Below are 23049 nucleotides of genomic sequence, written 5' to 3' on the forward strand. Positions count from 1 at the left end.
ATGGAAAAGTCAGGAGGACACAATGGACGCGAAAACGACACGACGCGGCCTGCTGAAGGGTGGGATCGCGGCCGGTGCCGGCTTGCTTGCTGGTACGACAGCAGCCAAAGCGGCAGGCGATCCGGCCATCACGGAAATGCAGCCGTGGAACCAGATGCTTGGGGATGGTGTGGATGCCAATCCTTATGGAAAACCAAGCCATTACGAAGCGCACGTAAAGCGCCGCAGTGTGGAATGGCTGACGGCTGATCCGGTGTCTTCGGTGAACTTCACACCGCTGCACGAACTGGATGGCATCATCACTCCCAACGGTTTGGCGTTCGAACGTCACCACGGTGGGATTGCGGATGTCGATCCGGCCAAGCACCGTCTGATGATCAACGGCCTTGTGGACAAGCCGCTTGTCTTCACCATGCAGGACATCATGCGTTTCCCCCGTGAAAACCGCGTGTACTTCCTTGAATGCGCGGCGAACTCGGGCATGGAATGGCGCGGTGCGCAGCTGAACGGCTGTCAGTTCACGCACGGCATGATCCACAACGTGATGTATACCGGCGTGCCGCTGCGCTACATCCTTGAGGAAGCAGGCGTCAAAACAAACGGTAAGTGGATCATGCCTGAAGGTGCAGACGCATCCGGCATGACACGCTCGATCCCGATTGAAAAAGCGCTGGACGACTGTCTGGTTGCGTTCAAGATGAACGGTGAAGCGCTGCGTCCCGAACAGGGCTATCCGCTGCGTCTGGTTGTGCCTGGTTGGGAAGGCAACATGTGGGTCAAATGGCTGCGCCGCATCGAAGTAGGCGATCAGCCGTGGCACCACCGCGAAGAAACATCGAAGTACACCGATCTGATGGAAAACGGCAAAGCACGTCGTTTCACATGGGAAATGGACTGTAAGTCGGTCATCACAAACCCCAGTCCGCAGGCCCCGATCCTGCACACCAAGGGCCACACGGTTCTGACAGGCGTTGCATGGTCTGGCCGCGGTACGATCCCGCGTGTCGATGTTACGCTGGACGGCGGCAAAAACTGGCATCAGGCGCGCATGGACGGCCCGTCGCTGGATAAGTCGATGCACCGTTTCTACTTCGAATTCGATTGGGATGGCTCGCCGCTTCTGCTGCAAAGCCGTGCGCATGACTCGACTGGCTACGTCCAGCCGACAAAGGCACAGCTGCGCGAAATTCGTGGTGTGAACTCCATCTACCACAACAACGCCATCCAGACTTGGTACGTGAATGAAAAAGGGATCGCGGAAAATGTCGAAATTTCTTAACATTTTAGCACCCGCAATAGGGGGCGCTGGCGCGGTCATGGCAATGGCTTATACGCTGGCTGACCAGTTCATCGTGGATATGCCCGCGCCCTTGCGCGAAGCTGTCGCCGTCGCACCGGCAAACGCGGAAGAACCCAAAGACGCCACAGCGCGTGTCATGGCCGCCAAATTTTCGCTGGGTCGCGAGGCCACGACAGACGAGGTGGCAGCCTGGGACATCGACGTGCGTCCGGATGGGCAGGGCCTGCCACCGGGCAGCGGCGACGTGATGACAGGCGAAGAGCTTTATGCCGACAACTGCGCCATGTGCCACGGCGACTTTGGCGAAGCTGTCGATCGCTGGCCGGTTCTGGCGGGTGGTCAGGGAACGCTGACAAACGATCGTCCGGTCAAAACCATCGGGTCTTACTGGCCGTACCTGTCGACAGTGTTCGATTACGTCCATCGTGCGATGCCCTTCGGCAACGCGCAGTCGCTGTCAGATGACGACGTCTACGCGATCACGGCCTACCTGTTGTACCTGAACGATCTGGTCGATGATGACTTTGAACTGAGCAATGAAAACTTCACCGAAGTTCGCATGCCCAACGAAGACAACTTCTATCCTGATGATCGTGCCGAGATCGAACTGACGGCCTTTACTGGCGACGTTTGCATGGAAAACTGCAAGGATGCCGTGGACATCACGGGCCGTGCGGCAGTTGTCGATGTGACGCCGGATGATGCCGCGGCGCGCAAACGTCGTGAAGAGGCCGCCGCCGCTGCCGAAGGTACTGCGGCACCGACAGAAGTTGCTGCCGCGGAAATGGCTCCGGCTGCTCCTGCGGCTCCGGCTGCGGATGACGCAACTGGCGATGACTCGGCCCTTGCCGAGGCAGGCGAGAAAGTCTTTCGCAAGTGTAAGGCGTGTCACGCCGTGGGCGAAGGCGCCAGCAACAAGGTTGGTCCGCATCTGAACGGTCTTGATGGGCGGACCGTAGGTGGTGTTGACGGGTTCAAATACTCGGGCACATTCACAGATGCACAAGCAAACGGTATGGTGTGGAACGACGAAACTCTGTCCGCGTTTCTTGCCAACCCGAAGACCTACATGAAAGGCACGAAAATGTCCTTCGCCGGTCTCAAGAAGCAAGACGATATTGATGCGGTGATTGCCTACATCAATGCCGAAGGAAAGGAATGATCGTATTGATGAACTTTAAGCGTTCACTAGCGAGTATCATGGCAATGGGTGTCCTAGCGGCACCCATTTCCGCCGAGGAAAATGCGATTTTCGCAATCGAAGGTGACCCGGATTATGGGGAATACCTGTCCTCGGAATGTTTAACCTGTCACACCGGCGAGACGGACAATTATGCGATCCCGCCGATCAAAGATCTTCCGACAGAGGCCTTTATCTTGGCGTTGGTTGATTATCGCAGCAAGCTTCGTGAAAATCCTGCCATGCAGATGATCGCGTCCCGTTTGGGCGATGAAGAGATTGCAGCCCTGGCTGCATATTTTACAGCCCAACAGACTGAATAATCAGCAGGGGTCATAATCCGTAGGGAGGATTAAAATGAAACTGAATAGAAGACATTTTATTGGAACGGCTGCGGCAGCAAGCGCGACGCTGTCAGCGCCGATGGTGATGGGCGAGTCGCACGGTAAGCCGCGTGTCGTTGTCGTCGGTGGTGGTGCAGGCGGTGCGACAGCCGCGCGCTATATTGCCAAGGACAGCAAGGGTGAAGTGGACGTCACCCTGATCGAACCCACACGTCGCTACTACACCTGCTTCTTCTCGAACCTCTACCTGGGCGGGATCAAGACGTATGACGATCTCGGTCACAGCTATGGCACGCTTGCCAGTGAACACGGGATCAACGTTGTTCATGACTATGCCGTGGGCGTGGATCGTGATGCGAAAACTGTGGCTTTGGCCGGCGGTGAAAGCGTCCCCTATGACAAGCTGATCCTCAGCCCTGGCATCGATTTCGTCGAAGGATCGGTTCCCGGTTGGGATATCACCGCACAAAACGCGATGCCCCATGCCTATAAGGGCGGTTCGCAGACCGAACTTCTGAAAGCACAGATCATGGCCATGCCGCAGGGCGGGACCTATGTCATGGTTGCGCCGCCAAACCCCTATCGCTGCCCGCCGGGACCGTATGAGCGGATTTCGATGGTCGCGCATTACCTGAAGGCCAACAACCCGACCGCCAAGATCATCATCGCGGATCCGAAAGAAAAGTTCTCGAAGCAGGGTCTGTTTGAAGAGGGTTGGAATTCGCACTACCCTGGCATGATCACGCGGATCGGTCCCGATTTCGGTGGCGAAAACACCAGCGTCAGTGTCGCGGACATGACCGTTGATATCGACGGTGAAGTGATCAAGGCCGATGTGGTCAACGTCATTCCGGGAATGATGGCCGGCAAGATCGCCCATTCTGCCGCCGTTACAGACGGCAACTGGGCGCCGGTCAACGCCGCAGACATGTCGACCAAAGCCGATCCTGACATCTATGTCCTGGGTGACTCCAGCCAGCAGGGCGATATGCCCAAGTCCGGCTTCTCGGCCAACTCTCAGGCCAAGGTTTGTGCCAACGCGGTGCGTGGTGCGCTGACAGGGTCCAAAGTGTTCCCAGCACGTTTCTCGAACACGTGCTGGTCGCTGATCGACACCAATGACGGCGTGAAAGTCGGTGCGACCTATGAGGCGACCGAAGAAAAGATCGCCAAAGTTGACGGCTTCATTTCCCAGACAGGCGAAGACGCAGCATTGCGTCAAGCGACCTACGAGGAATCCGAGGTCTGGTACTCCGCGATCACAGAAGACATGTTCGGCTAGATTTCCCCTCTGAGCTGAACGACATGCCGCGCCCGATGTCTCCGTCGGGCGCGGTTTTTATTGGCATCCGGTCAGGCGGGATGCTTTCGACCTAGACAAGAAGATGCGCGGTCTGCGACGGTCGCGCGTGTTTTCTAGGCTCTTTGGAGTGGGATTTTGATCAGGGCAGTCGCGCCAACCGCCATTACCGCGTTTTGGATCAGCAGTTGGTTCTCAATTGTTTCAAACAGCTGGGCGACAGGTTTGGCCGTGGTGGTTGTTCTGTCTTTGTTGGCGGCGTTGGTTTTCCACCACCTCGAGGCAGGGAAGACGCGTGCCTTTAAGCAGCTCTGCTTGGTAGCTTTCGGCGTTTTGATCGGCGGGGCTGTCGTCGCAGTTCTTGTTTTGGGCGCTGGGACACGGGCAGAGGCTGCCATCGTCTTGTTTGTAGCTGGTGGTTTGGCGGCATTTGTGCGGATGTGTGCCAATGTGGTGGCGCACAGATCCGAGTTCTTTGGCGGCACCGGAAAGGCCGGTTTGGTTCTGGTTTTTTTGGCGGCGTGGTCTTGGGCGCATGCATTTGCGATGTACGCGCATCGTGGCGTTGCAGTGAACCGAGAAGCGGCTTGTATCATCGCACCGATAGGGACCGACTACACCAAGCTGCTAACGCGTCTGGCGGACATGCGTTTGCCGTTCGTCGTTAGCACTGCAAAAAGCAGGTCGCATACCTGGGCTTATCACGCCATTCTGGTTACAACGGATATCGTGCCGTTGCACTACATTTGGTCAAAGCTAAAGATGCGCTTTGAGCCGCTAGATTTGCAACGAAATCCGTATCTTCCAAAGGAATGCCCGTAGGCTGATCGCCTGACGGGCATCCTGAAATCGAATGTTTATTCGGCGTTAAAGACGTAGCCGTCGCCATCGCGTGCCACGCGGCCCATGCCGCCGTCAAGCAGGTGGAAACCGATGATCGGCACGTTGTCCGCCGCCAGCATATCCATCATCGCGACGCGTGTCTGAATGCCCTCCTCTGCGTTCTGGTCGCTGCCAGAGGGCAGGTCAGGGCGGGCAAAGGCGATGTGGTGGTTGCCGATGGCATCGCCGATGACAAAGGCATTGCCTGCCTCGCCATCAATCATGAACGACATATGGCCGGGTGTGTGCCCGTAGCTGGCCATGGCGGTCACGTTAGGCAGGATCTGATCCTGATCCTCGAACAACTGGACGACGTCAGCGATTTCATCCAAGCGACGTTTCGCGCCGACGGCAAACGGCACGCGGGCCTCGCCGATGGTGTTGATGGTTTCCGGATCGCTCCAGTAATCGAATTCCTTGCGGCCGATATGGAACGTGGCCTCGGAGAAGGCGATATCGCCGAAATCATCCAACAGGCCCCAGAGGTGGTCGGGGTGGGCATGTGTGAACACGATATCGGTGATGTCATCCGCGCTCAGGCCAACGGCATCCAGACTGTCGTGGATCTGGCCCGCGCTGGCCATGAACTCTAGACCGGAACCGGCATCGAACAGAACCGTGCGCTCGCCATCCTGATAAAGGGTCAGGTTGCAGGGTGGCGTGAAGGCTTCTGACGAAACGTTGTATTTGTCCAGAATCGGTTGGACCTGATCCATCGGCGTGTCGCCGATAATCATGTTGGCGGGAAGCGTAAGGGAGCCATCGCTGAGCGATGTCACAGTGCCGGTACCGGCGGCGGTTTCGGCAATGGCAAAACGCGGGGCAGCCGTCGCGGCCAGAAGCCCCGCGCTGGTTTTCAAAAGGCGGCGGCGTGTAATTGTCATGTGATCCTCCCAAATCGCATAAAATTCTTACATGCGAATATGATTGAGTATATTCGGGGGATCAAGGGTTTTTGCCGCCCTGCGGTGAACAGGGCGGCAATATGCTTAGGCGCGTTCCAGCGCGACGGCGATACCTTGGCCGACGCCGATACACATCGTGGCAAGGGCATAGCGACCGCCAGTGTTTTGCAACTCGAGCGCGGCGGTGCCGCTAATGCGTGCGCCGGACATGCCCAGCGGATGGCCAAGGGCAATCGCACCACCATTCGGGTTCACGCGTGCGTCGTCGTCGTCGACGCCCAGATCGCGCAGTGTCGCCAGACCTTGCGACGCGAAGGCTTCGTTCAGTTCGATCACGTCAAAGTCCTTGGACGTCAGGCCCAGACGCGCCATCAGTTTCTTGGACGCAGGGGCAGGACCAAAGCCCATGATGCGCGGCGCGACACCGGCTGTGGCACCACCCATCACGCGGGCGATGGGTGTCAGGCCGTGGGCCTTAACCGCTGCCTCGGACGCCACAATCAGCGCGGCTGCGCCATCGTTGACACCGGACGCGTTGCCCGCTGTGACCGAGCCACCTTCACGGAACGGCGCCGGCAGCTTGGCCAGCTTGTCCGCCGTCGTGCCCGGGCGGGGGTGTTCATCGGTGTCAAAGATGATCGGGTCGCCTTTGCGCTGCGGGATCGTCACAGGCGTGATTTCCTGCGCCAGACGACCGTTTTCGATCGCGGCACCTGCCTTGGCCTGCGAACGGGCCGCGAAAGCATCCTGATCTTCGCGCGAGATGTTGAAATCTTCGGCCACGTTTTCAGCGGTCTCAGGCATGCTGTCGACGCCATACTGGGCCTTCATCAGCTTGTTCACGAAACGCCAGCCGATGGTGGTGTCGAACACCTCGTTGGCGCGGCTGAAGGCGCTTGTCGCTTTGGGCATCACAAACGGTGCTCGTGTCATGCTTTCCACGCCGCCTGCGATCATCATCTCGGCCTCACCGGCTTTGATCGCGCGGGCGGCTGTGATCAGCGCGTCCATGCCAGAGCCGCAAAGGCGGTTCATTGTGGTGCCGGGTACAGTTTCAGGCAGACCCGCCAGCAAGGCAGACATGCGCGCCACGTTGCGGTTGTCTTCACCCGCTTGGTTGGCACAGCCATAGATCACCTCATCCACAGCGGACCAGTCGATGTCATGCTTGGCCATCAGCGCCTTGATCGGGATCGCACCCAGATCGTCTGCGCGAACGCTGGACAGTGTACCGCCAAAGCGGCCGATGGGCGTGCGGATGTAGTCGCAAATATATACGTCGGTCATGATTATCCCCCTTACATTTCTGGCACGATCAGATCGGCGACGGTGCCTTGCACCTTCAACTCGCCACCTGTCACGGCCTGCAATTCCTCTAGCGAAATCTGTGGCAGCTTTTCACGCAGAACGAAATGCCCGTCCTCGATATCGATCACAGCAAGGCTGGTGTAAACGCGGGTTACGCAGCCCACGCCAGTCAGAGGCATGGTGCATTCGGCCACCAGTTTCGGATCGCCTTTCTTGGTGACGTGATCGGTGACAACCGCCACACGCTTTGCACCATGAACAAGGTCCATCGCGCCGCCCACGGCGGGCACGCCTTTGCCGGTCGACCAGTTGGCCAGATCGCCGTTTTGCGCCACTTGGAATGCGCCAAGGATGGCAACGTCCAGATGGCCGCCACGGACCATAGCAAAGCTGTCGGCATGGTGGAAAAACGCGGCGCCGTCCTTCAGCGTGATCGCCTTTTTACCAGCGTTGATCAGGTCCCAGTCTTCTTCGCCCTCGGCAGGGGCGGCACCGAAGTTCAGAACGCCGTTTTCAGTGTGATAGATCGCTTCACGACCTTCGACCTGATACTGGGCCACCATTTTGGGAAAGCCGATGCCAAGGTTCACATAAGCGCCGTCTTCAATATCTTGCGCCGCGCGCCACGCGATTTGCGCGTTGCTCAGCTTGATCTCTGCGAAATCGGTCATGGGTATACGGCTCCTTCGCGGTTCAGCACTTCTTCCTGCTGCGGGTTGGCGATTTCGACGATGGAATTGACGAAGATGCCGGGGGTGATGACCTGTTCGGGGTCAATGCCACCAGCAGGCACAAGCTTGGTCACCTGCGCGATGGTATGGCGCGCGGCCATACACATCAGCGGGTTAAAGTTACGCGCCGCCAAACGGTAGGTCATGTTGCCCATCGGATCGCCCAATTCGCCCTTAACCAAGGCAAAGTCGGCTTTCAGCCAGCGTTCCTGCACATAGGAACGGCCGTCGAATTCGCCCACCGGTTTGCCCTTGGCCAAATCGGTGCCGTAGCTGGTCGGTGTGTAGAACGCGGGAATGCCAGCGCCGCCTGCACGGATGCGTTCGGCCAGCGTGCCTTGCGGAACAAGCTCAAGCTCGATCTTGCCGTCCAGATAGCGTTCGGTAAAAGCGCGCGGGTCTTTGCTTTTGGGGAAGGAACAGATCAGCTTGCTGACCATGTCTTCGCGGATCATCGCCGCAAGGCCCACGTCACCGTTGCCTGCGTTGTTGTTGATCACTGTCAGGTTCTTCGCGCCTTTATCGATCAACGCGTGAATAAGTTCGATCGGGCCACCAGACCCGCCAAACCCGCCGATCATCACAGTCGCCCCGTCAGGGATGCAGGCGACGGCCTCGGCGGCGGATGCACATGATTTGTCCATTGCCGGTTCTCCTTTTGCTTTGCGCAAGGTTTAGGGCAGGGCGGGTGCGCGGTTAAGGAAATCTGTGCGCATATTGAACTTTGTTCGAAATCTGATATCGCGTGTTCACATGGTGAACAGAACAGACTTTGTTGGCTCTTTGGCCAAGGGATTGCGGGTGATCGAGGCATTCAACGCTGATCATCCCCGTCTTTCCGTATCTGAGGCAGCGGCGCGCACAGGGTTGGACCGGTCCACATCGCGGCGGTGTTTGCTGACGCTGCATGAACTCGGCTATGCCGATTATGACGGGAAGCATTTCCAACTGACCGCGCGGGTGTTGCGGCTGGGCATGGGGGCACTGTCGGCGCTACCTTTGCCGCAGATCGTGCAGCCTTGGTTGGATCAGCTTTCCGAACAGGTTGCGCAATCGGTGTCTGTCGCTTTGCTGGACGAGATCGAGATCGTCTACATCGCACGGGCGGCCCAGAAACGGGTGATGTCCATCGGCCTGATGCCCGGATCGCGCCTTCCAGCCCATTGCACGTCTATGGGGCGGGTTTTGCTGGCTTCGCTGCCCGAGGATAAGGCGCGTGCCGTAATTGACCAATCCGACCTGTCGCCGCGTACCCCCAACAGCCTGACCGATCCGGACGAGATCATGGCGCGTCTGTCGCAGGTCAGGTCGCAGGGTTACGAGATTATCGATCAAGAGATCGAGATGGGTCTACGTTCTATCGCGGTTCCGGTGTTGAACGCCCATGGACGGACGGTGGCGGCGTTGAACCTTGGCGTGGCAGCTGTGCAGCTGGATGCGGGCGAATTGAAAGACCTGTACCTGTCCCAATTGCTGCGCGTACAGGCCGGTCTGCGCCGCGTGCTGGCCTAGGAAATTCACAAAGCTTGTCATCGATGGAAAAGGGCGAAAGGGTGGGGCAATAAACCCCATGACGGAGCCTGCTATGCCAGACAGCACATTTACCCATCAGGCCGAAGAAGACTTTAGAAACAATGACATACAGATTTGGCTGAACGGTCAGATCGTCCACAAGGATGATGCCAAGGTGTCGGTCTACGACTCGGGCTTTATGCTGGGCGACGGTGTGTGGGAAGGCATGCGGCTTTATAACGGGACATGGGCGTTTCTGGATGAACACATGGACCGCTTGTACGAGGCCGCAAAGGCCATTGATCTGGACATCGGGATGGACCGCGCGGCGCTGATCCAAGCGTTGAAGAATACGCAGGCGGCGAACGGGATGACCACCGATGCGCACGCACGGTTGATGGTGACGCGTGGTGTTAAAACCCGACCTTTCCAGCATCCGGCCCTGTCGCAACAGGGGCCGACGGTCACCATCATTATGGAGCATTCGCGCCCGTCTATCCCGCGTCCAATCCGGCTGGCGACGGTGCCGCATATCCGTGGTCTGCCCATGACGCAGGACCCCAAGCTGAACTCACACTCCAAGCTGAACTGCATCCTTGCCTGTATCGCCGCCGAAAAGGCCGGCGCGGATGAGGCGCTGATGCTGGACGTGCATGGCTTTGTGAACACGACCAACGCGTGCAACTTTTTCATCGTTCGGAAAGGCGAGGTTTGGACCTCGAACGGTGACTACTGCATGAACGGGATTACGCGTAAGAAGGTGATCCAGATATGCCGTGATCTGGGTATTCCTGTGTTCGAGAAAAACTATTCTCTTGTCGACACTTACGGCGCGGATGAGGCGTTTTTGACAGGCTCGTTCGGGGCGCAGACGCCAGTCAGTGAAATCGACGGACGGTCCATCGGTGACGGTCAGTTGGGGCCTGTCACGGCGCGTATTCGAGAGGCCTATCAGAAACTGGTGGGGGCTGCATGATGGAGCCAAAACGCATTGCCATGTGGTCCGGTCCGCGCAACCTGTCCACCGCCATGATGTACGCCTTCGCCGCGCGGGGCGACTGTGCGGTTTGGGATGAGCCGTTCTATTCCGCCTATCTGTCGAAAACCGGATTGGACCATCCGATGCGGCAAGCGGTGATCGATGGCGGCGAGCCCGATCCGGCCAAAGTGGCGCAGGCCTGCCTTGGCCCGGCTCCGGACGGCCAGCCGGTTTTTTACCAGAAACACATGTGCCAACACATGATCGACGGCGTGCCGCGTGACTGGATGGGGCAGGTGACCAACGTGTTTCTGATCCGCCATCCCGCACGCGTTGTGGCCAGCTTCTCGGCCAAACACGAGGCCATCGGTCTTACGGACATCGGGTTTCAGCAGCAGGTCGAATTATTTGATCAGGTCGCGGAAATGACGGGCGATACGCCTTTGGTCATTGATTCAAACGACATCCGCGCCAACCCGTCGGTCATGATGGCGGCGCTGTGCGAAAAGCTCGGGCTGGATAAAGCTGACCAGATGCTGAACTGGCCAGAGGGGCCCAAGCCTTATGATGGGACATGGGCCAGCCATTGGTATGGGGCGGTCTGGAAGTCGACCGGATTTGCCGGTCAGGAAGGGCCGTTGCCCGAACTGCAGGGCGACTATGCGGCCATAGTCGAGGCCGCATTGCCATTTTACGAGCGTCTGAAACCCTTTGCGCTAAAGCCCGAATAGGGGGCTAAAACGCCCCTCAGGGTTTGCGACGGCGCGGGGGTTCATTGCCACCGCGCGGCGGGGCAGACTTGGTACCACGCGCCGGTGGTTTGCCCTTGGAAAACTTCGCGCCACCGGTTTTCGGCTTGTCAAATTTGCTGCCAGCGGAGGGTTTACCACCCGCGGCCGGTTTGCCGCGCGGTTTGCCCTTGCCGTCTTTCTTGAAAGACTTGCTCGGGTCCGAGGCGTTCTTTTTGAACTTCGGCTTGTCGTCGGTTTTCGGCTTATCCGCAGGCTTGGCCGGTTTCGCGTCGTAACGCTCTTTCGGTTTGTCACGCTTGGCCGGTTTCGGCGCATCGAAATTACGGTCGTCGCTCCGTGCTTCACGCGGGGCCGGAGCCCGCGCAGGCTTGTCCTCGGACTTGCGGGCAGGGCGGTCAAAGTCATCGCGGGCCTCACGTCGCGGGCCACGGTCCTTGAAGCCGCCATCACGTTTTTTGAACCCGCCTTCGCGCTTGTTAAAGCCGCCTTTTGAGCCGCCGCCACGCGGACCGCCGGGGCCTTTGCGCGGGCCTTGCGGCAGATCGGGCGCTTTATCCAGCGCGGTCATGCGGATGCCGTCCTCAAGCTCGGTTGCTTCGCCCATGTCGGACAAAAGCGCATTCGCGCTGGCTTCAGCCACCTCAAGGAAGGTTTCCTTGTCCTGAACACGGATCGCGCCAATGGCGGCTTTCTCAAGATTTGTTGCCCGCAGCAGCATCGGCAGCAGCCAACGGGGTTCGGCCCGGTCATTGCGGCCAACAGAAAGCGAGAACCAGCGGCTGGGACCGAATTCCTTGAAATCGCGCGGTGCTTTTTCTTCGATTGTCTGAAGCTCTTCCGGTGCACCGTGACGCGACTGGTACATATCGACCAGCATTGCGGCGACGGCCTCGGCACCGTGTTTGTCCAGCAGTTTCTGGGCGAACTCGGCGTTGGCCTCAGGCACACCCTTGGTCCAGTTCGGATCGTTCAGCAGACGCTCTTCGTCGTTCTTGATGATCTCGTCAGCGGACGGCGGGTTGCCCCATTCCGCTGTGATCTTTGCCCATTTCAGAAGGCGCTCGGCCTTTTTCACCACTTTCGGCGGGATGATCAGGGCGGAGATACCTTTGCGGCCCGCGCGACCGGTCCGGCCCGAGCGGTGCAGCAGGCTTTCGGTGTTGGTCGGCAGATCGGCATGGATGACAAGGTTCAGGTTCGGCAGGTCGATGCCACGTGCGGCGACATCGGTGGCCACACAAACCCGCGCACGACCGTCGCGCATCGCCTGAAGCGCGTGGGTGCGTTCGGATTGGCTAAGTTCGCCAGACAGCGACACAACCGACAGACCACGGTTCGACAGACGCGCTGTCAGGTGGTTCACCTGAGACCGTGTATTGGCAAAGACAATCGCGCTTTCGCCGTCGTGGAACCGCAGCAGGTTGAAGATCGCGTTGTCGCTGTCGGAATGACCGACGCGCAGCGCGGAATAGGTGATGTCTGAGTGCTGCTTGGATTTGCTCATCGTGTTGATGCGCTTTGCATCGCGCTGGTACGTTTCGGCCAGCTTGGCGATGACCGGCGATACCGTCGCCGAGAACAGCAGAGTGCGGCGCTCTTTGGGGGCGCTGTCCAGAATGAATTCCAGATCTTCGCGGAAGCCCAGATCAAGCATTTCGTCCGCTTCATCCAGAACCACAGCGCGGATGTCGGACAGGTCCAGCGCACCGCGACGGATGTGATCGCACAAACGGCCCGGTGTGCCCACAACGATATGTGCACCGCGTTCCAGCGACCGGCGTTCCTGACGGACGTCCATGCCACCTACACAGGATGTGACGACAGCGCCTGTGCGTTCATAAAGCCAGCGCAGTTCCTGCATGACCTGAAACGCCAGTTCCCGTGTCGGAGCCACGACCAGCGCCATCGGCGTACCCGCGCGTGGCATCCGGTCTTTGTCGCCCAATAGGGTGGGCGCGATGGCAATGCCGAAGCCCACGGTCTTACCCGAACCGGTTTGCGCCGAGACCAAGAGATCCTCGTTGATCAGCTCTTCTGCTGAAACAGCCTCTTGTACAGGCGTAAGGGTATCGAAGCCACGCGCTTCGAGCGCCTCAGAGAGGGATTTCAACATGTCAAACAAGCTCCGAAGGGTAGGGGCGTCAGGGCGACTCGGCGCAGCAACAGACGCAGCAGAAAGCGCGTCCATATATGGACCGGTCCCAAATGTATATGAAAAACTTTGGCGCAGGTGGCCAGTTCGCCTTAGCCTTTAAAGCATTTGGCGGCAGCTTTTCTGATGTGCTCAACCGTATAGGGTTTCCGGATCACAAGTGTCTGCGGGAACGCCTCGGTCATGGTGGCGTTGCCTTCATAGCCAGTGGCAAGGATGGTGGGGATGTTTCGCGCGGCGCATTTCTTGGCGACTTTCAGTGACAGTTCTGTTCCCAATTTCACGTCCAGCAAGGCGAATGTGATGTCACGATGTTCCAGAATTTGCAGCGCGTCATTGGTGCTGTTGGCGGTATGAACGGTTTTCGCGCCAAGTTCGGACAGCATATCGGACGCGTCCATCGCGATGATCATGTTGTCTTCAAGAACCAACACTTCGCCAGAAAGCGTGATGTCAGTCGGATCGATGTCGTCCTGCACGGCTGTTTCGGTGAAAGTCATGGCGTCGTACTCTTGAACATGTGGCGCTGGTAAAACGAAGTCAGCTTCAAAGCCGGTGACCTTATAACGGACATCTGCCTCGCCGCGAAGCTCAAATGGGATCGAGCGTTCAATGATCGTTGTGCCAAAGCCTTTGCGCTTGGGCGCACTGACGGGCGGGCCATCGCAGTCGCGCCACGCGATATGACATGATCCGTCAGGCGAACGGCTTATTTTCAGTTGCACCGATCCATCCGGGACACTGAGCGCGCCATATTTGGCAGAGTTTGTAACCAGCTCGTGCATAACAAGGGCCAGTGTTGTGAAAGCGGTCGGAGACAGCGCGACATCTTCGCCTTCAATCAGCAGGCGTTCGGATTTTTCCGATTGGAAGGCTTTCATTTCGGTCTGGATCAGCGATTTCAAAGGCGCCCAAGACCATTCTTTCTGCGTCAACTGGTCGTGGGCCCGCGCGAGTGCGTGAATGCGTTCGTCAAGAACGCGGCTGTACTCTTCGATTGAAATCTGTTTGCCCTGACCTTGGGAAATCAGCCCCTGAATCAGGGTCAGGATGTTCCGCACGCGGTGGTTCAGTTCGGCGATCAGCAGTTCTTGGGCTTGTTCGGCTTTCTTGCGATCAGCCTCTGCTTCGTCAGACAGCTTCAGCACGACCTCAATCAGTGTGACCCGAAGCGTTTCAGCAGCCCGCAGTTCGCTTTCACGCCACGATGCGCATTTTCCGTGAACGACTTCTTTCCAAGCAGCAAAGCTTTTGCGCGGGGTCAGGCGTGCACCATTCGGCCCCAGTTCAACGGGTTTTTCGGGGTTGCCCGCCCAGGTCACGGTCTGGGCAAGTTCGCGCCTGAACAACACCAGATAATCGCGGGGTTTCCGCGAAATCGGCAGGGCCAACAGGCCAACGGCGCGATCTTCGAAAGAATCCGCGGCTTCATAGCGTGATGCCAAGTTGTCCGTCGCGTAAACCTGCGATCCCCGAGTGGTGTTCAGGAACCGTGCAAGGCCCATGAACTCTTCTTCCGTCGGGGTCATGCCGCTCGCTTTGAACTTGCCGCCGGAATAGACAACGACTCCGTCAAACGGGATGACCGAGCGTATGTCGTCGGAAAAACTGTCGAAGATATCAAGAAGCGTCACGCCCCCCGAAATTTGCGACATAAGCTTGTCATGCAGAATTTGCGCTGTGTCCAAGTCATTGAACTCTTGCGCCATTTCGATCTGGGCCAGTTCGTAGTTGAACAGCTGTGCGAACAGCTCGATCGTGCTGCGGGTTTTGTAATCAAGGTTGCGCGGCATGTGGTGGTGACAGGCAAACAGCCCCCACAGTTTGTCGCGCCGCATGATCGACACAGACATGGACGCCTGAACACCCATATTCCGCAGATATTCGAGATGGATGGGAGACACAGCCCGTGTCACGCTAAGCGACAGGTCAAGCGGGTCGCCGGATGGTCCTGTCTCTGGCAGGATCGGATAGGTTTCCCCGTTCACATCGGAAATGATGCGAAGCAGGTTCTTCTTGTACAACTCGCGCGCCTGCTTGGGCACGTCACTGGCGGGATAGCGCAGGCCCAGATACGGCTCACCGCGTCCTTTCAGAACTTCTGCGATGACCGTTCCGGTCCCGTCCTCGTCAAAGCGGTAGACCATGACACGGTCCATACCAGTCAGCGCCTGAATGGCGCGTGCGGCTTCTTCTGATGCCATTTCTACGCTGTCATGGCGTTGCACGCGGCCGATCAGGGCCTGAACCAGACCGGTGTCATCCTGCTCAGCGCTGGAAAGCGTAGTTGTTTCAAATTCGAACACGAGGAACTGGTCCGAACGGTGCATCGAGACGTTGTAGTACCGACCATCTTCAAAGACGTCATAGCCGAACATTCTGGCGCAGCCGGTCTGGTAGGCCAAAGCCTGAATGCGCGTTCTCAGATCGTGGATCGAGCGCGGGCTGAAAAAATCGGTGAAGGGTTTGCCGATCATGCCTTCGGGGTTCAGGCCCAGCATCTCGGCGCAATTGGTGGAGGCGTGAACGACGATCCAATCCGATGACACGGCCAATAGGCAGCCGAAGGACTGTACGTGCCCCAGAATGTGGATCGGTTCGCGATCACAGTTGGACAGGTCGACATCACCCTGTTTGCCCTTAGAGTCGAGTTTAGGCATTGAAAACGGCTCCGTTCAGGGCTTCTTCAGCTAGGTTAAAGTACAGGTCAAAAATTGACGAGGCTCCATCTACGATTTTGTCCGCGACTTTGGTCTGGGCGGGCATCAATGACGCCTCTGCAAGGAATTGCTTCCAAACCTCGATATGGCGGGGGGCCCGCATATAGGCTTCTCCGAAACCCGTTTTTGAAACTGCGCCATCCAGCCAGCGCCGTTTCAATACTTCGGCGCCAAGACGCGATCCTGCCAGCACGTATTTCGCGGCCATTGGGTGGGTGTCTAGGGCAAGTGATTGATTGGTCGACAACGAAGCAATCTGATGCGCAGCCAGATCCGATTTCAGGCGCGCATGCAGGTCGGTGACCATCGTTGATGTGTCCGGACAAAGCTGGGTGCGTGACAACACGGATAATCCGGCTTCGTGCATCAAAAGAAACGCGGTCACACCCGATTTTTTACCAAGATCAAACTGGGAAACGCGGTCATCCAACCTCTGATGAGAGGCTGCCAAGTCCACAATCAGTCGTTGCCGCAAATGTGGCTCTGGCATCGGTTCAGTTTCCCCCGCTTCTCGCATTTCATCGGCTCCACCTAAAGGTGAATTTGTCGGTGAATTTTTTAGGCACGCGAGTGCTTTGAAATCCAGAATGATGCAGAGCAGGCGAAATCACAAGGATTTTGGTATATTTGCGATGTGATACGTTTCTGTTTCGGCTCACTAATCATGGCCGGGCTCTGACTGGCCGATTTTTTCGTCCGGTATCAGACAATTTTGCGGATAATTCGCAATACGCGCTAAAATTGAAATTTATCATCCGGAAATAGCGCAATGCGGAAGAGGCTTATTCTACAATACGTTGTTCCAGCGATTGCCCGGGTAGCAAATCAGCAGGTGGATAGAGCACCACCATATCGCCCTCAGACAGCCCCGACACAATCTCTGCCTCCTGACCGTTGTCATGCCCGATCTCGACCTTGCGCAGGTCTGTAACCCCGTTGCTGGCAAGGAAAACCGCCCAATCCGACCCCTCGCGGAACAATGCACTTGAGGGGACTTTCAGAACATCTTCGCCCGACCATGTGACGATCTGCGCCTCAACCGCGTAGCCGTGGCCAAGGCCTTGCCGTTCTTCCGGCGGGCTGGACAATTCGATCACAGCGGTCACGCGCTGCTCTTCGACACCAAGCGCCGATACCTTGGTTTCGCCATATGGTTCCACCCGCGTCACGATCCCTGACAAAACCCTTGCACCGCCCCAGTTCACGATGTTGACCGGCGCCCCGACACCTACGTTGATCGCGTCCACCGATATCAGTTCGACCACGACCTCAAGCCCTTCGCCGATATCGCCGACCACCATGATCGGTGAACCCACGGCTAGTGTGGTTTCGTCTTGGTGGATCACTTGCAAAACCACGCCGTCTGTCGGTGCGTGGATGATCCTGTCTTCACCTGATCCGTTTGTTTCCACGTCGTAAAAGTCGGGGTCGTCAAAGCCGATCAATTGGGCCCGTGCCGCGCGCAGTTGTGCCTCTTGCTGTTCGATCGCCGCTGTTGCTGTTGCAAGACGGGCCTGCGCCGCACGCGACAGACTTTCGGCCTGATCCAAGGCGGCGGGGCTGGCAAAACCACGATCAGCAAGGCTTTGCGTCCGATCAAGATCGGACAGGGCAAGGTCGGCTTCTGCGCGGGCGGCTTCAAGATTGGCACGCGCGACGTTCAAAGATGCCTCCGCGGCTTCGACGGCAGCTTCGGCTTGGCCCCGTGTCCGGATGTCCAACGCAGCAGGATTGACCGATCGCAGACGCGCAACGATGGTTTCGTCCTTTGTCACCGGATCACCGGGCGAGACCTGAACGCGCAACAGGCGGCCGTCAATCGGCATGGATATCACATAGGCGTCCCGAACGCGTGTCTTGCCCTGTTCGTTCACAGTCAGCCGCATATCACCACGCGTGACTTTGCCCAGATCGACCATCGTGGCACGCGGCCAAAAGGCAAAGGATAACCCTGCTAACAGCAAGAGTACGGCAAAGCCGATCAGCACAGAGCGGGACAGTTTCTTTTGGGCCATGGTTAATCCCTCGATTTCAGGACGGCGACAAGGTCCATCCGGTTCAGGTCACGCATAACAAGCAGGCCGGAAATGGCCGCCGCTGCAAGTATGAACGCCGCAGAAAACCCGTGGCTGAACGGGTCGTATGAGGCGGGTATTTGGTAGAGTTCTGATGAAAACCCGTTCGCGATCAAAAACGACAGCCCGTAGCCGGCCAGCGATCCGACGGGCAGGGCGATCAGGACGATGACGGCCAGTTCCCCCAGCAGTACAAACGTCGTTTCGCTTTTGGAAAATCCCATCACGCGCAGCGCCGCAAGGTCTCGGGCTCGTTCATTCTGGGCAATACGCGCCGCGTTATAGACGACGCCGAACGTGATGATAAACGCCACAGCGCCCATGATGTAGCGTGCAGATCCCGCGCCCTGATCCATCAACTTTTGCAACGAAGCGCGTGCATTTTCAGACACGCTTACGCCAGCTACGGCAGGCATATCCTTGAGTTTGCGATAGATTTCATCGGCTTTGGCATCGTCGACCCGCAAATGCGCACCTGTGATCCGCGCCGGTTCAGACATTGCTTTGTTCAGCGCGTCCAGTTGCATGTAGGCAGGTGCGCCGATCAGGCTGCTGGCGACCCGTGTGACAGGGATTTCCAGAACCGGCTGGCGTCCTTCGCGGACATCCACGCTCAGAATATCGCCAGGTGCGGCGCCCAGAATTTCGGCCAATGGCTTGCTCAGCACCAAGCCGCGCGCTGGAAGTTCAATCGGTGCCAGCGTGTCGTCAATGGCGCGGGTGATTTCGGGGTCTGCGACCATGCCGGAAATGCTGCCGCGGTGCAGTTCACGCCCCAGTTTTAGCGTCGCGGCCACATCACGTAACGGCTCGACTGCGATCACACCGGGGATCCGAGCAAGCTCATAGGCGGCCTTTTCGCCGAGTGGGCTGTGGAAGTAGACGGTGGCGTCTGACCGGTCGATGACGGTGAAACTAAGGTTCATCATACGGTCGAAGGCGCCGTAGATAGTGGTCATTCCGGATGCCAGCGCCATGCCCCCTGCGATGCCCGCAGATAGCGCCAAGGCCCGCCACGGGGACCGCGCAAGTCCCCGCATCACGATCCGTGTCGGTTGGTCGAATAAACGTGCGGCGCGGCCTTTGAATGTGACGGTTTTGGAATAATCCGCCGGTGCCGGTGGGAGCATTGCCTCGGACGGGGTGAGGGCGAAAATACGTTTCAAAACAAAGATGCTACCAGCCGATGCTGATACAATACTGGCGACCGCGCCTATGACAAACGAAGTAGGGTCCGGTCGGAAGACAAGAAAAGGAAAGTTATAAAAGGTGGTGTAGACTGGGATCATGGCCCGGCCTGACAGGATGCCAAGCAAACAGCCCAAGACGGCGCCAGCCAAGGCAATGATCAGCAGCAGTTTGGTGTAGTGAATGCCAACCTCGCGATTGGTGTATCCGAAGGCCTTCAGAAGCCCGATTTCTTCGCGTTCGGCCTGCACGATCCGGTTGACCACAATGTACAAAAGGAAGGCCGCCACCGCGAGGAATAGGGGCGGCACAGCCCGTGCCATGGTTGCCAGCCCATCGATCTCTTCGCTGACAAACCGATCTGACACCAGATCGCTGCGCCCGTATGCCCCCGTGCCGCCATAGGGCTTCAGGATTTGGTCGATTGCATCAATCACCGCTTCGGAAGATGCGCCGCGAGACAAGGAAAACAGCGCTTGATTAAAAGCACCTGACATGTCGTAGGCGCTGGCAAGGGCCGATCGCCGCATCCAGATCACGCCGTAGCGGGCAGGGTCTGGGACCATTTCGCCGGGGGCGGCGACGAACAGGAATTCGGGCGACTGTGCAAGCCCGACAATCCGGATGGAGCGGCGTGACCCGTTCATCGTCACGTCGATCCAGTCGCCGATGCCATAACCGTGTGCGCTTGCGAAGCCTGATAGCAGCAACGCTTCGTCACGGTGGTTTTCAGCCGGAAAGCGACCGGTGATCAAGTACACGGCGTTGTGGATTTGCTCGCCCGTGTCCGGCAGGCCCACCGCCCGCGACTGGATTGGGACCGGATCGCTTGGGATGTCGATCAAAGCGCGGCCGACCACACGGCCCGAGACACGATCGACGCCCGGTATTGTTGCCAATCGGCCAAGAACTGTCTGAGGGGCGCGAACCACTGGCGCGAACACCTCGGCAAGATCATTGCGTTCATAGTAGGTGCGCCGCGTTTCGCTGAGCGACGCCACAAGGCCCGACATCATCACCTGAAGCAAGACACCCGTCGCGATGACCAATGCAATGGCGATTGCCTGCCCTTTGATCCGCCACAGATCACGCAACATCTTCCGGTCAAGCGCGCTCACCAGTCGATCTCCGCTGGGGTTTGTCTGACGTCGTTGACCTGCACCTCGCCGATTTGCCCATCCACCAAGCGGATCACCCGATGCGCCATGCCCGCGATGTTCGCGGCATGGGTGACCATCAGAACGGTCGAACCCAGTTCGGCGTTGACGTGGTTCAACACCTCAAGCACCGACCGGCCTGTTGTGCTGTCCAATGCGCCTGTCGGTTCGTCGCAGAACAACACGTCGGGCTGTTTGGCAATGGCCCGCGCAATCGCTACGCGCTGCTGTTCACCGCCGGACAATTGCGACGGAAAGTGATCCAGCCGTTTTGTCAGCCCGACAAGATCCAGCGCCTTTTCCGGAGGCATGGGATTTTCGGCGATTTCGGTGACCAGTTCGACATTCTCAAGCGCGGTCAGGCTGGGCATCAAATTGTAGAACTGGAACACAAAACCAACGTGATCGCGTCGAAACTTGGTCAGTTGCCGATCCGACAAGGCGCCTAGTTCAATGTCGCGAAAATGGACTGTTCCGCTGGTCGGGCGATCAAGCCCGCCCAGAATGTTCAGAAGCGTTGATTTTCCGCTGCCCGACGCGCCCAGCATCACGACGATTTCGCCTTCCGGAATGCTAAGATCGATCCCGCGCAGCGCGTGTACCTTCGACCGACCTTCGCCATAGCTTTTGGTCAGCCCCCGCGTGACAAATCCCAGTCCTTCTTGATCAGCCACCGAACGCTCACCCGTTTGCCATCTGTCGTCGCCCTGAATGGGACGCATACCAAAGGTTACTGGTACAACATGCCACTGGCGAGGATGCTTATGCCTTGATGCAAGTCAAAGCGTCGAAGGCTGGCTCTTTGCGTTTTTGGTGGGATAATTCTTTAATCGCCGTATTAATTGGAACCAACCTGGACAAAGGTTGTTGGCCTCTGTGGTATAGCTCAAAAAAGTAAGGCGGATTAGCTTGACGCAAGACCCCATGAAAATTGCAATCGTCGGGTTCGGGCCAAGGGGTCTTGCCGCTTTGGAAAAGCTTTCTGTTCAGGTGGGGATGGGCGACTGTCCGGTAGACGTGGACATCTTCGATCCGCACGCGACGCCCTCTGCCGGGCCGAACTTTTCCCCGACCGAGCCTGATGTATGTTTGCTGAACTTGCCCATCCGTGATGTGAACCTTCCGCAATCGCCAAACAAAGGTGTTCCGCCATTCGGGCAGTGGGTGCAGAAGATCGAAGCGAACGAAGAGGTTTTCGTGCCCAGATCGGTGCTTGGCACCTACTTCACAGAGCGTTTTCAGGCTCTGATTGCCAATCTGCCTGATGATCTTAAGGTCACTCTCCGCCCGCTTCGGGTTGAACGCGCTGTAAGGCACGATGATCTTTGGCAATTGGCGGCTGAAGGCAGTTATTTCGGACCTTACGACCATGTTTTGCTGTCTCTGGGACAGCCCAAGACAGACTTGGATGATCAGGCGGATCGATGGCGTGAGCATGCAAATTCTCAGGGTCTGGACTTTACCGCCGCTTATCCGGGCAAATCCCTGATCCAGTCCGCGTCCGACTGGGCGGGCAGGTCGGTCGCGATCCGTGGTCTTGGGCTGTCGTCGTTGGATGTAATCCGCATGCTGACGCTTGGCCTTGGCGGGCAGTTTGTTGATGGTCGGTATGTTGCATCAGGACGCGAACCTTCAGTGATTGTGCCGTTTTCGTTGGATGGGCACGCACCTGCACCCAAGCCAGCCTCTCGAGACATCGACGCGCTTTTTGATCCGACCGAAGGTGAGACGAAATCGTTCGAGACGGCCTTGAGGGCAGTATTGTCCCGGCAGGGCGACGCAGGATTGACTGGGATTTTTGAAGTACTGAAGCCCGTCGTGTCGCGCATCCTGAGTGAAACAGGCGCTGCCGCAGATGAAACCGCAATCGATAGCTGGCTGACCATGGAATTACAGCAAGCGGGCCAACAGGAAACACGCGGCACTGTCGAGGCAATCGAAGGCAACTTGAAAGAGGCCGAGGTCGCTTGCCCCCCTTCTATTGGATTTACGCTAGGACAGGTTTGGCGCAAATGGCAGGCTAGCCTTCGTGCGATTTTCGATGGGCAAGAAACCAACGCAGATATCGCCAAGTCGCTCGTCGCATTCGATGAGGGGCTGAAGCGATACTCCTACGGCGCGCCGGTCGACAACCTGCGCCAGCTTCTTATCCTGATCGACGCCGGTTTGGTCACGCCTTTTGCGGCCGAGGACCCAAGTATTGAACTGTCTCACGATGGCTGGATGCTAGAGGCGGATCAGGGCGCGGTGACGGCTTCGGTCATGATTGACAGCGTCTTACCGCCGCCTGTGATCGACGAGGTTTCGGAACCGGTTATCCAAGGTTTGGTCGAGGATGGCACGCTCGTGCCAATCTATGACGGGGCAGGGGCGCACTGCATGCCGGACGGGGCCGCTATCAATCAAAACGGTCATCAGGTTGTGGGCCTGTCGATCGTAGGACGCCTGACAAACGGCAGTACAATCGCCGATGACTCGATCCACGACTGCTTTGGCGATGTGACCGAGAGATGGGCGCGAGGTGTCACATTGTCAGGCAAACAACACGCATCGAAATAGTCTCC

Annotated in this window: 19 protein-coding genes; 9 read left to right on the forward strand and 10 right to left on the reverse strand. The window is 57.9% G+C overall.

The features are described 5' to 3' along the window. Window positions 1–22: 22 nt before the first annotated feature. The 5 genes from soxC (at window position 23) to AC4FIA_RS09185 (ending at window position 4946) form a co-directional block, all read left to right on the forward strand. Complete coding sequence (soxC, locus tag AC4FIA_RS09165; RefSeq protein ID WP_103910075.1) at window positions 23–1279, forward strand: sulfite dehydrogenase; 1257 nt, start codon at window positions 23–25, stop codon at window positions 1277–1279. Continuing rightward, window positions 1263–2462: a c-type cytochrome gene (locus AC4FIA_RS09170; RefSeq protein ID WP_490365587.1), complete on the forward strand. Its 1200-nt coding sequence runs from the start codon at window positions 1263–1265 to the stop codon at window positions 2460–2462. The genes soxC and AC4FIA_RS09170 overlap by 17 nt, the downstream gene beginning before the upstream one ends. After that, the gene (locus AC4FIA_RS09175) at window positions 2459–2803 is read left to right on the forward strand and encodes a c-type cytochrome (RefSeq protein WP_490365588.1); all 345 of its coding nucleotides are present in this window, start codon (window positions 2459–2461) and stop codon (window positions 2801–2803) included. Before AC4FIA_RS09170 ends, AC4FIA_RS09175 begins: the two co-directional genes overlap by 4 nt. Before the next feature lie 34 nt (window positions 2804–2837). Further along, window positions 2838–4106, forward strand: a complete 1269-nt coding sequence (locus AC4FIA_RS09180) for an FCSD flavin-binding domain-containing protein (RefSeq protein WP_490365589.1) — start codon at window positions 2838–2840, stop codon at window positions 4104–4106. Window positions 4107–4262: 156 nt separating this feature from the next. Next, window positions 4263–4946, forward strand: coding sequence for a hypothetical protein (locus tag AC4FIA_RS09185; protein WP_490365590.1), 684 nt, complete (start codon window positions 4263–4265; stop codon window positions 4944–4946). A 35-nt stretch (window positions 4947–4981) separates the two neighbouring features. Here the strand turns inward: AC4FIA_RS09185 and AC4FIA_RS09190 are convergent, their stop codons facing one another. The 4 genes from AC4FIA_RS09190 to AC4FIA_RS09205 all read right to left on the reverse strand — a co-directional run bounded on the left by AC4FIA_RS09190 (window position 4982) and on the right by AC4FIA_RS09205 (window position 8594). Next, complete coding sequence (locus AC4FIA_RS09190) at window positions 4982–5890, reverse strand: MBL fold metallo-hydrolase (protein ID WP_490365591.1); 909 nt, start codon at window positions 5888–5890, stop codon at window positions 4982–4984. Window positions 5891–5995: 105 nt separating this feature from the next. Next, window positions 5996–7198, reverse strand: a complete 1203-nt coding sequence (gene pcaF, locus AC4FIA_RS09195) for a 3-oxoadipyl-CoA thiolase (protein WP_490365592.1) — start codon at window positions 7196–7198, stop codon at window positions 5996–5998. A gap of 11 nt (window positions 7199–7209) precedes the next feature. Beyond that, window positions 7210–7890 (reverse strand): 3-oxoacid CoA-transferase subunit B, encoded by a 681-nt coding sequence (locus AC4FIA_RS09200; protein ID WP_490365593.1) that lies wholly within the window; start codon window positions 7888–7890, stop codon window positions 7210–7212. Continuing rightward, window positions 7887–8594, reverse strand: coding sequence for a 3-oxoacid CoA-transferase subunit A (locus AC4FIA_RS09205; protein WP_488048186.1), 708 nt, complete (start codon window positions 8592–8594; stop codon window positions 7887–7889). Before AC4FIA_RS09205 ends, AC4FIA_RS09200 begins: the two co-directional genes overlap by 4 nt. Window positions 8595–8703: 109 nt before the next feature. Between AC4FIA_RS09205 and AC4FIA_RS09210 the strand changes: the two genes are divergently transcribed. From AC4FIA_RS09210 to AC4FIA_RS09220, 3 genes are all read left to right on the forward strand, one after another. Beyond that, entirely contained in the window at window positions 8704–9462 is a 759-nt protein-coding gene (locus AC4FIA_RS09210; RefSeq protein ID WP_490365594.1) for an IclR family transcriptional regulator domain-containing protein, read from the forward strand. A 73-nt stretch (window positions 9463–9535) separates the two neighbouring features. Then, window positions 9536–10438, forward strand: coding sequence for a D-amino acid aminotransferase (locus tag AC4FIA_RS09215; protein WP_490365595.1), 903 nt, complete (start codon window positions 9536–9538; stop codon window positions 10436–10438). Then, window positions 10435–11172, forward strand: coding sequence for a sulfotransferase-like domain-containing protein (locus tag AC4FIA_RS09220; protein ID WP_490365596.1), 738 nt, complete (start codon window positions 10435–10437; stop codon window positions 11170–11172). Before AC4FIA_RS09215 ends, AC4FIA_RS09220 begins: the two co-directional genes overlap by 4 nt. A 16-nt stretch (window positions 11173–11188) precedes the next feature. Here AC4FIA_RS09220 and AC4FIA_RS09225 read toward each other — a convergent pair whose 3' ends face one another. The 6 genes from AC4FIA_RS09225 to AC4FIA_RS09250 all read right to left on the reverse strand — a co-directional run bounded on the left by AC4FIA_RS09225 (window position 11189) and on the right by AC4FIA_RS09250 (window position 21159). After that, window positions 11189–13306: a DEAD/DEAH box helicase gene (locus AC4FIA_RS09225; protein WP_490365597.1), complete on the reverse strand. Its 2118-nt coding sequence runs from the start codon at window positions 13304–13306 to the stop codon at window positions 11189–11191. Window positions 13307–13437: 131 nt separating this feature from the next. Next, window positions 13438–16005 carry an HWE histidine kinase domain-containing protein gene (locus AC4FIA_RS09230; RefSeq protein WP_490365598.1) on the reverse strand — a complete coding sequence of 856 codons (2568 nt, stop codon included), beginning with the start codon at window positions 16003–16005 and terminating at the stop codon, window positions 13438–13440. Next, window positions 15998–16516 carry a heme oxygenase-like domain-containing protein gene (locus tag AC4FIA_RS09235; RefSeq protein ID WP_490365599.1) on the reverse strand — a complete coding sequence of 173 codons (519 nt, stop codon included), beginning with the start codon at window positions 16514–16516 and terminating at the stop codon, window positions 15998–16000. The genes AC4FIA_RS09230 and AC4FIA_RS09235 overlap by 8 nt, the downstream gene beginning before the upstream one ends. A 331-nt stretch (window positions 16517–16847) precedes the next feature. Then, window positions 16848–18080 (reverse strand): efflux RND transporter periplasmic adaptor subunit, encoded by a 1233-nt coding sequence (locus tag AC4FIA_RS09240; protein WP_490365600.1) that lies wholly within the window; start codon window positions 18078–18080, stop codon window positions 16848–16850. A gap of 2 nt (window positions 18081–18082) precedes the next feature. After that, on the reverse strand, window positions 18083–20446 hold the full coding sequence (locus tag AC4FIA_RS09245; RefSeq protein WP_490365601.1) for an ABC transporter permease: 2364 nt from the start codon (window positions 20444–20446) through the stop codon (window positions 18083–18085). Next, a complete protein-coding gene (locus AC4FIA_RS09250) occupies window positions 20443–21159 on the reverse strand; it encodes an ABC transporter ATP-binding protein (RefSeq protein WP_490365602.1) in 717 nt (238 codons plus the stop codon). The genes AC4FIA_RS09245 and AC4FIA_RS09250 overlap by 4 nt, the downstream gene beginning before the upstream one ends. Window positions 21160–21409: 250 nt before the next feature. Here AC4FIA_RS09250 and AC4FIA_RS09255 point away from each other — a divergent pair, with 250 nt between their 5' ends. Further along, a complete protein-coding gene (locus AC4FIA_RS09255; protein WP_490365603.1) occupies window positions 21410–23044 on the forward strand; it encodes an FAD/NAD(P)-binding protein in 1635 nt (544 codons plus the stop codon). The last annotated feature ends 5 nt before the right edge of the window (window positions 23045–23049 follow it).

The sequence above is a fragment of the Thalassococcus sp. genome, assembly GCF_982780845.1.

Excerpts from the sequence above, each read along its gene's own strand:
- soxC (WP_103910075.1), top strand. The coding sequence starts at position 23 with ATGGACGCGAAAACGACACGACGCGGCCTGCTGAAGGGTGGGATCGCG.
- AC4FIA_RS09170 (WP_490365587.1), top strand. The coding sequence starts at position 1,263 with ATGTCGAAATTTCTTAACATTTTAGCACCCGCAATAGGGGGCGCTGGC.
- AC4FIA_RS09175 (WP_490365588.1), top strand. The coding sequence starts at position 2,459 with ATGATCGTATTGATGAACTTTAAGCGTTCACTAGCGAGTATCATGGCA.
- AC4FIA_RS09180 (WP_490365589.1), top strand. The coding sequence starts at position 2,838 with ATGAAACTGAATAGAAGACATTTTATTGGAACGGCTGCGGCAGCAAGC.
- AC4FIA_RS09190 (WP_490365591.1), bottom strand. The coding sequence starts at position 5,890 with ATGACAATTACACGCCGCCGCCTTTTGAAAACCAGCGCGGGGCTTCTG.
- pcaF (WP_490365592.1), bottom strand. The coding sequence starts at position 7,198 with ATGACCGACGTATATATTTGCGACTACATCCGCACGCCCATCGGCCGC.
- AC4FIA_RS09200 (WP_490365593.1), bottom strand. The coding sequence starts at position 7,890 with ATGACCGATTTCGCAGAGATCAAGCTGAGCAACGCGCAAATCGCGTGG.
- AC4FIA_RS09205 (WP_488048186.1), bottom strand. The coding sequence starts at position 8,594 with ATGGACAAATCATGTGCATCCGCCGCCGAGGCCGTCGCCTGCATCCCT.
- AC4FIA_RS09210 (WP_490365594.1), top strand. The coding sequence starts at position 8,704 with ATGGTGAACAGAACAGACTTTGTTGGCTCTTTGGCCAAGGGATTGCGG.
- AC4FIA_RS09215 (WP_490365595.1), top strand. The coding sequence starts at position 9,536 with ATGCCAGACAGCACATTTACCCATCAGGCCGAAGAAGACTTTAGAAAC.
- AC4FIA_RS09220 (WP_490365596.1), top strand. The coding sequence starts at position 10,435 with ATGATGGAGCCAAAACGCATTGCCATGTGGTCCGGTCCGCGCAACCTG.
- AC4FIA_RS09225 (WP_490365597.1), bottom strand. The coding sequence starts at position 13,306 with ATGTTGAAATCCCTCTCTGAGGCGCTCGAAGCGCGTGGCTTCGATACC.
- AC4FIA_RS09230 (WP_490365598.1), bottom strand. The coding sequence starts at position 16,005 with ATGCCTAAACTCGACTCTAAGGGCAAACAGGGTGATGTCGACCTGTCC.
- AC4FIA_RS09240 (WP_490365600.1), bottom strand. The coding sequence starts at position 18,080 with ATGGCCCAAAAGAAACTGTCCCGCTCTGTGCTGATCGGCTTTGCCGTA.
- AC4FIA_RS09255 (WP_490365603.1), top strand. The coding sequence starts at position 21,410 with ATGAAAATTGCAATCGTCGGGTTCGGGCCAAGGGGTCTTGCCGCTTTG.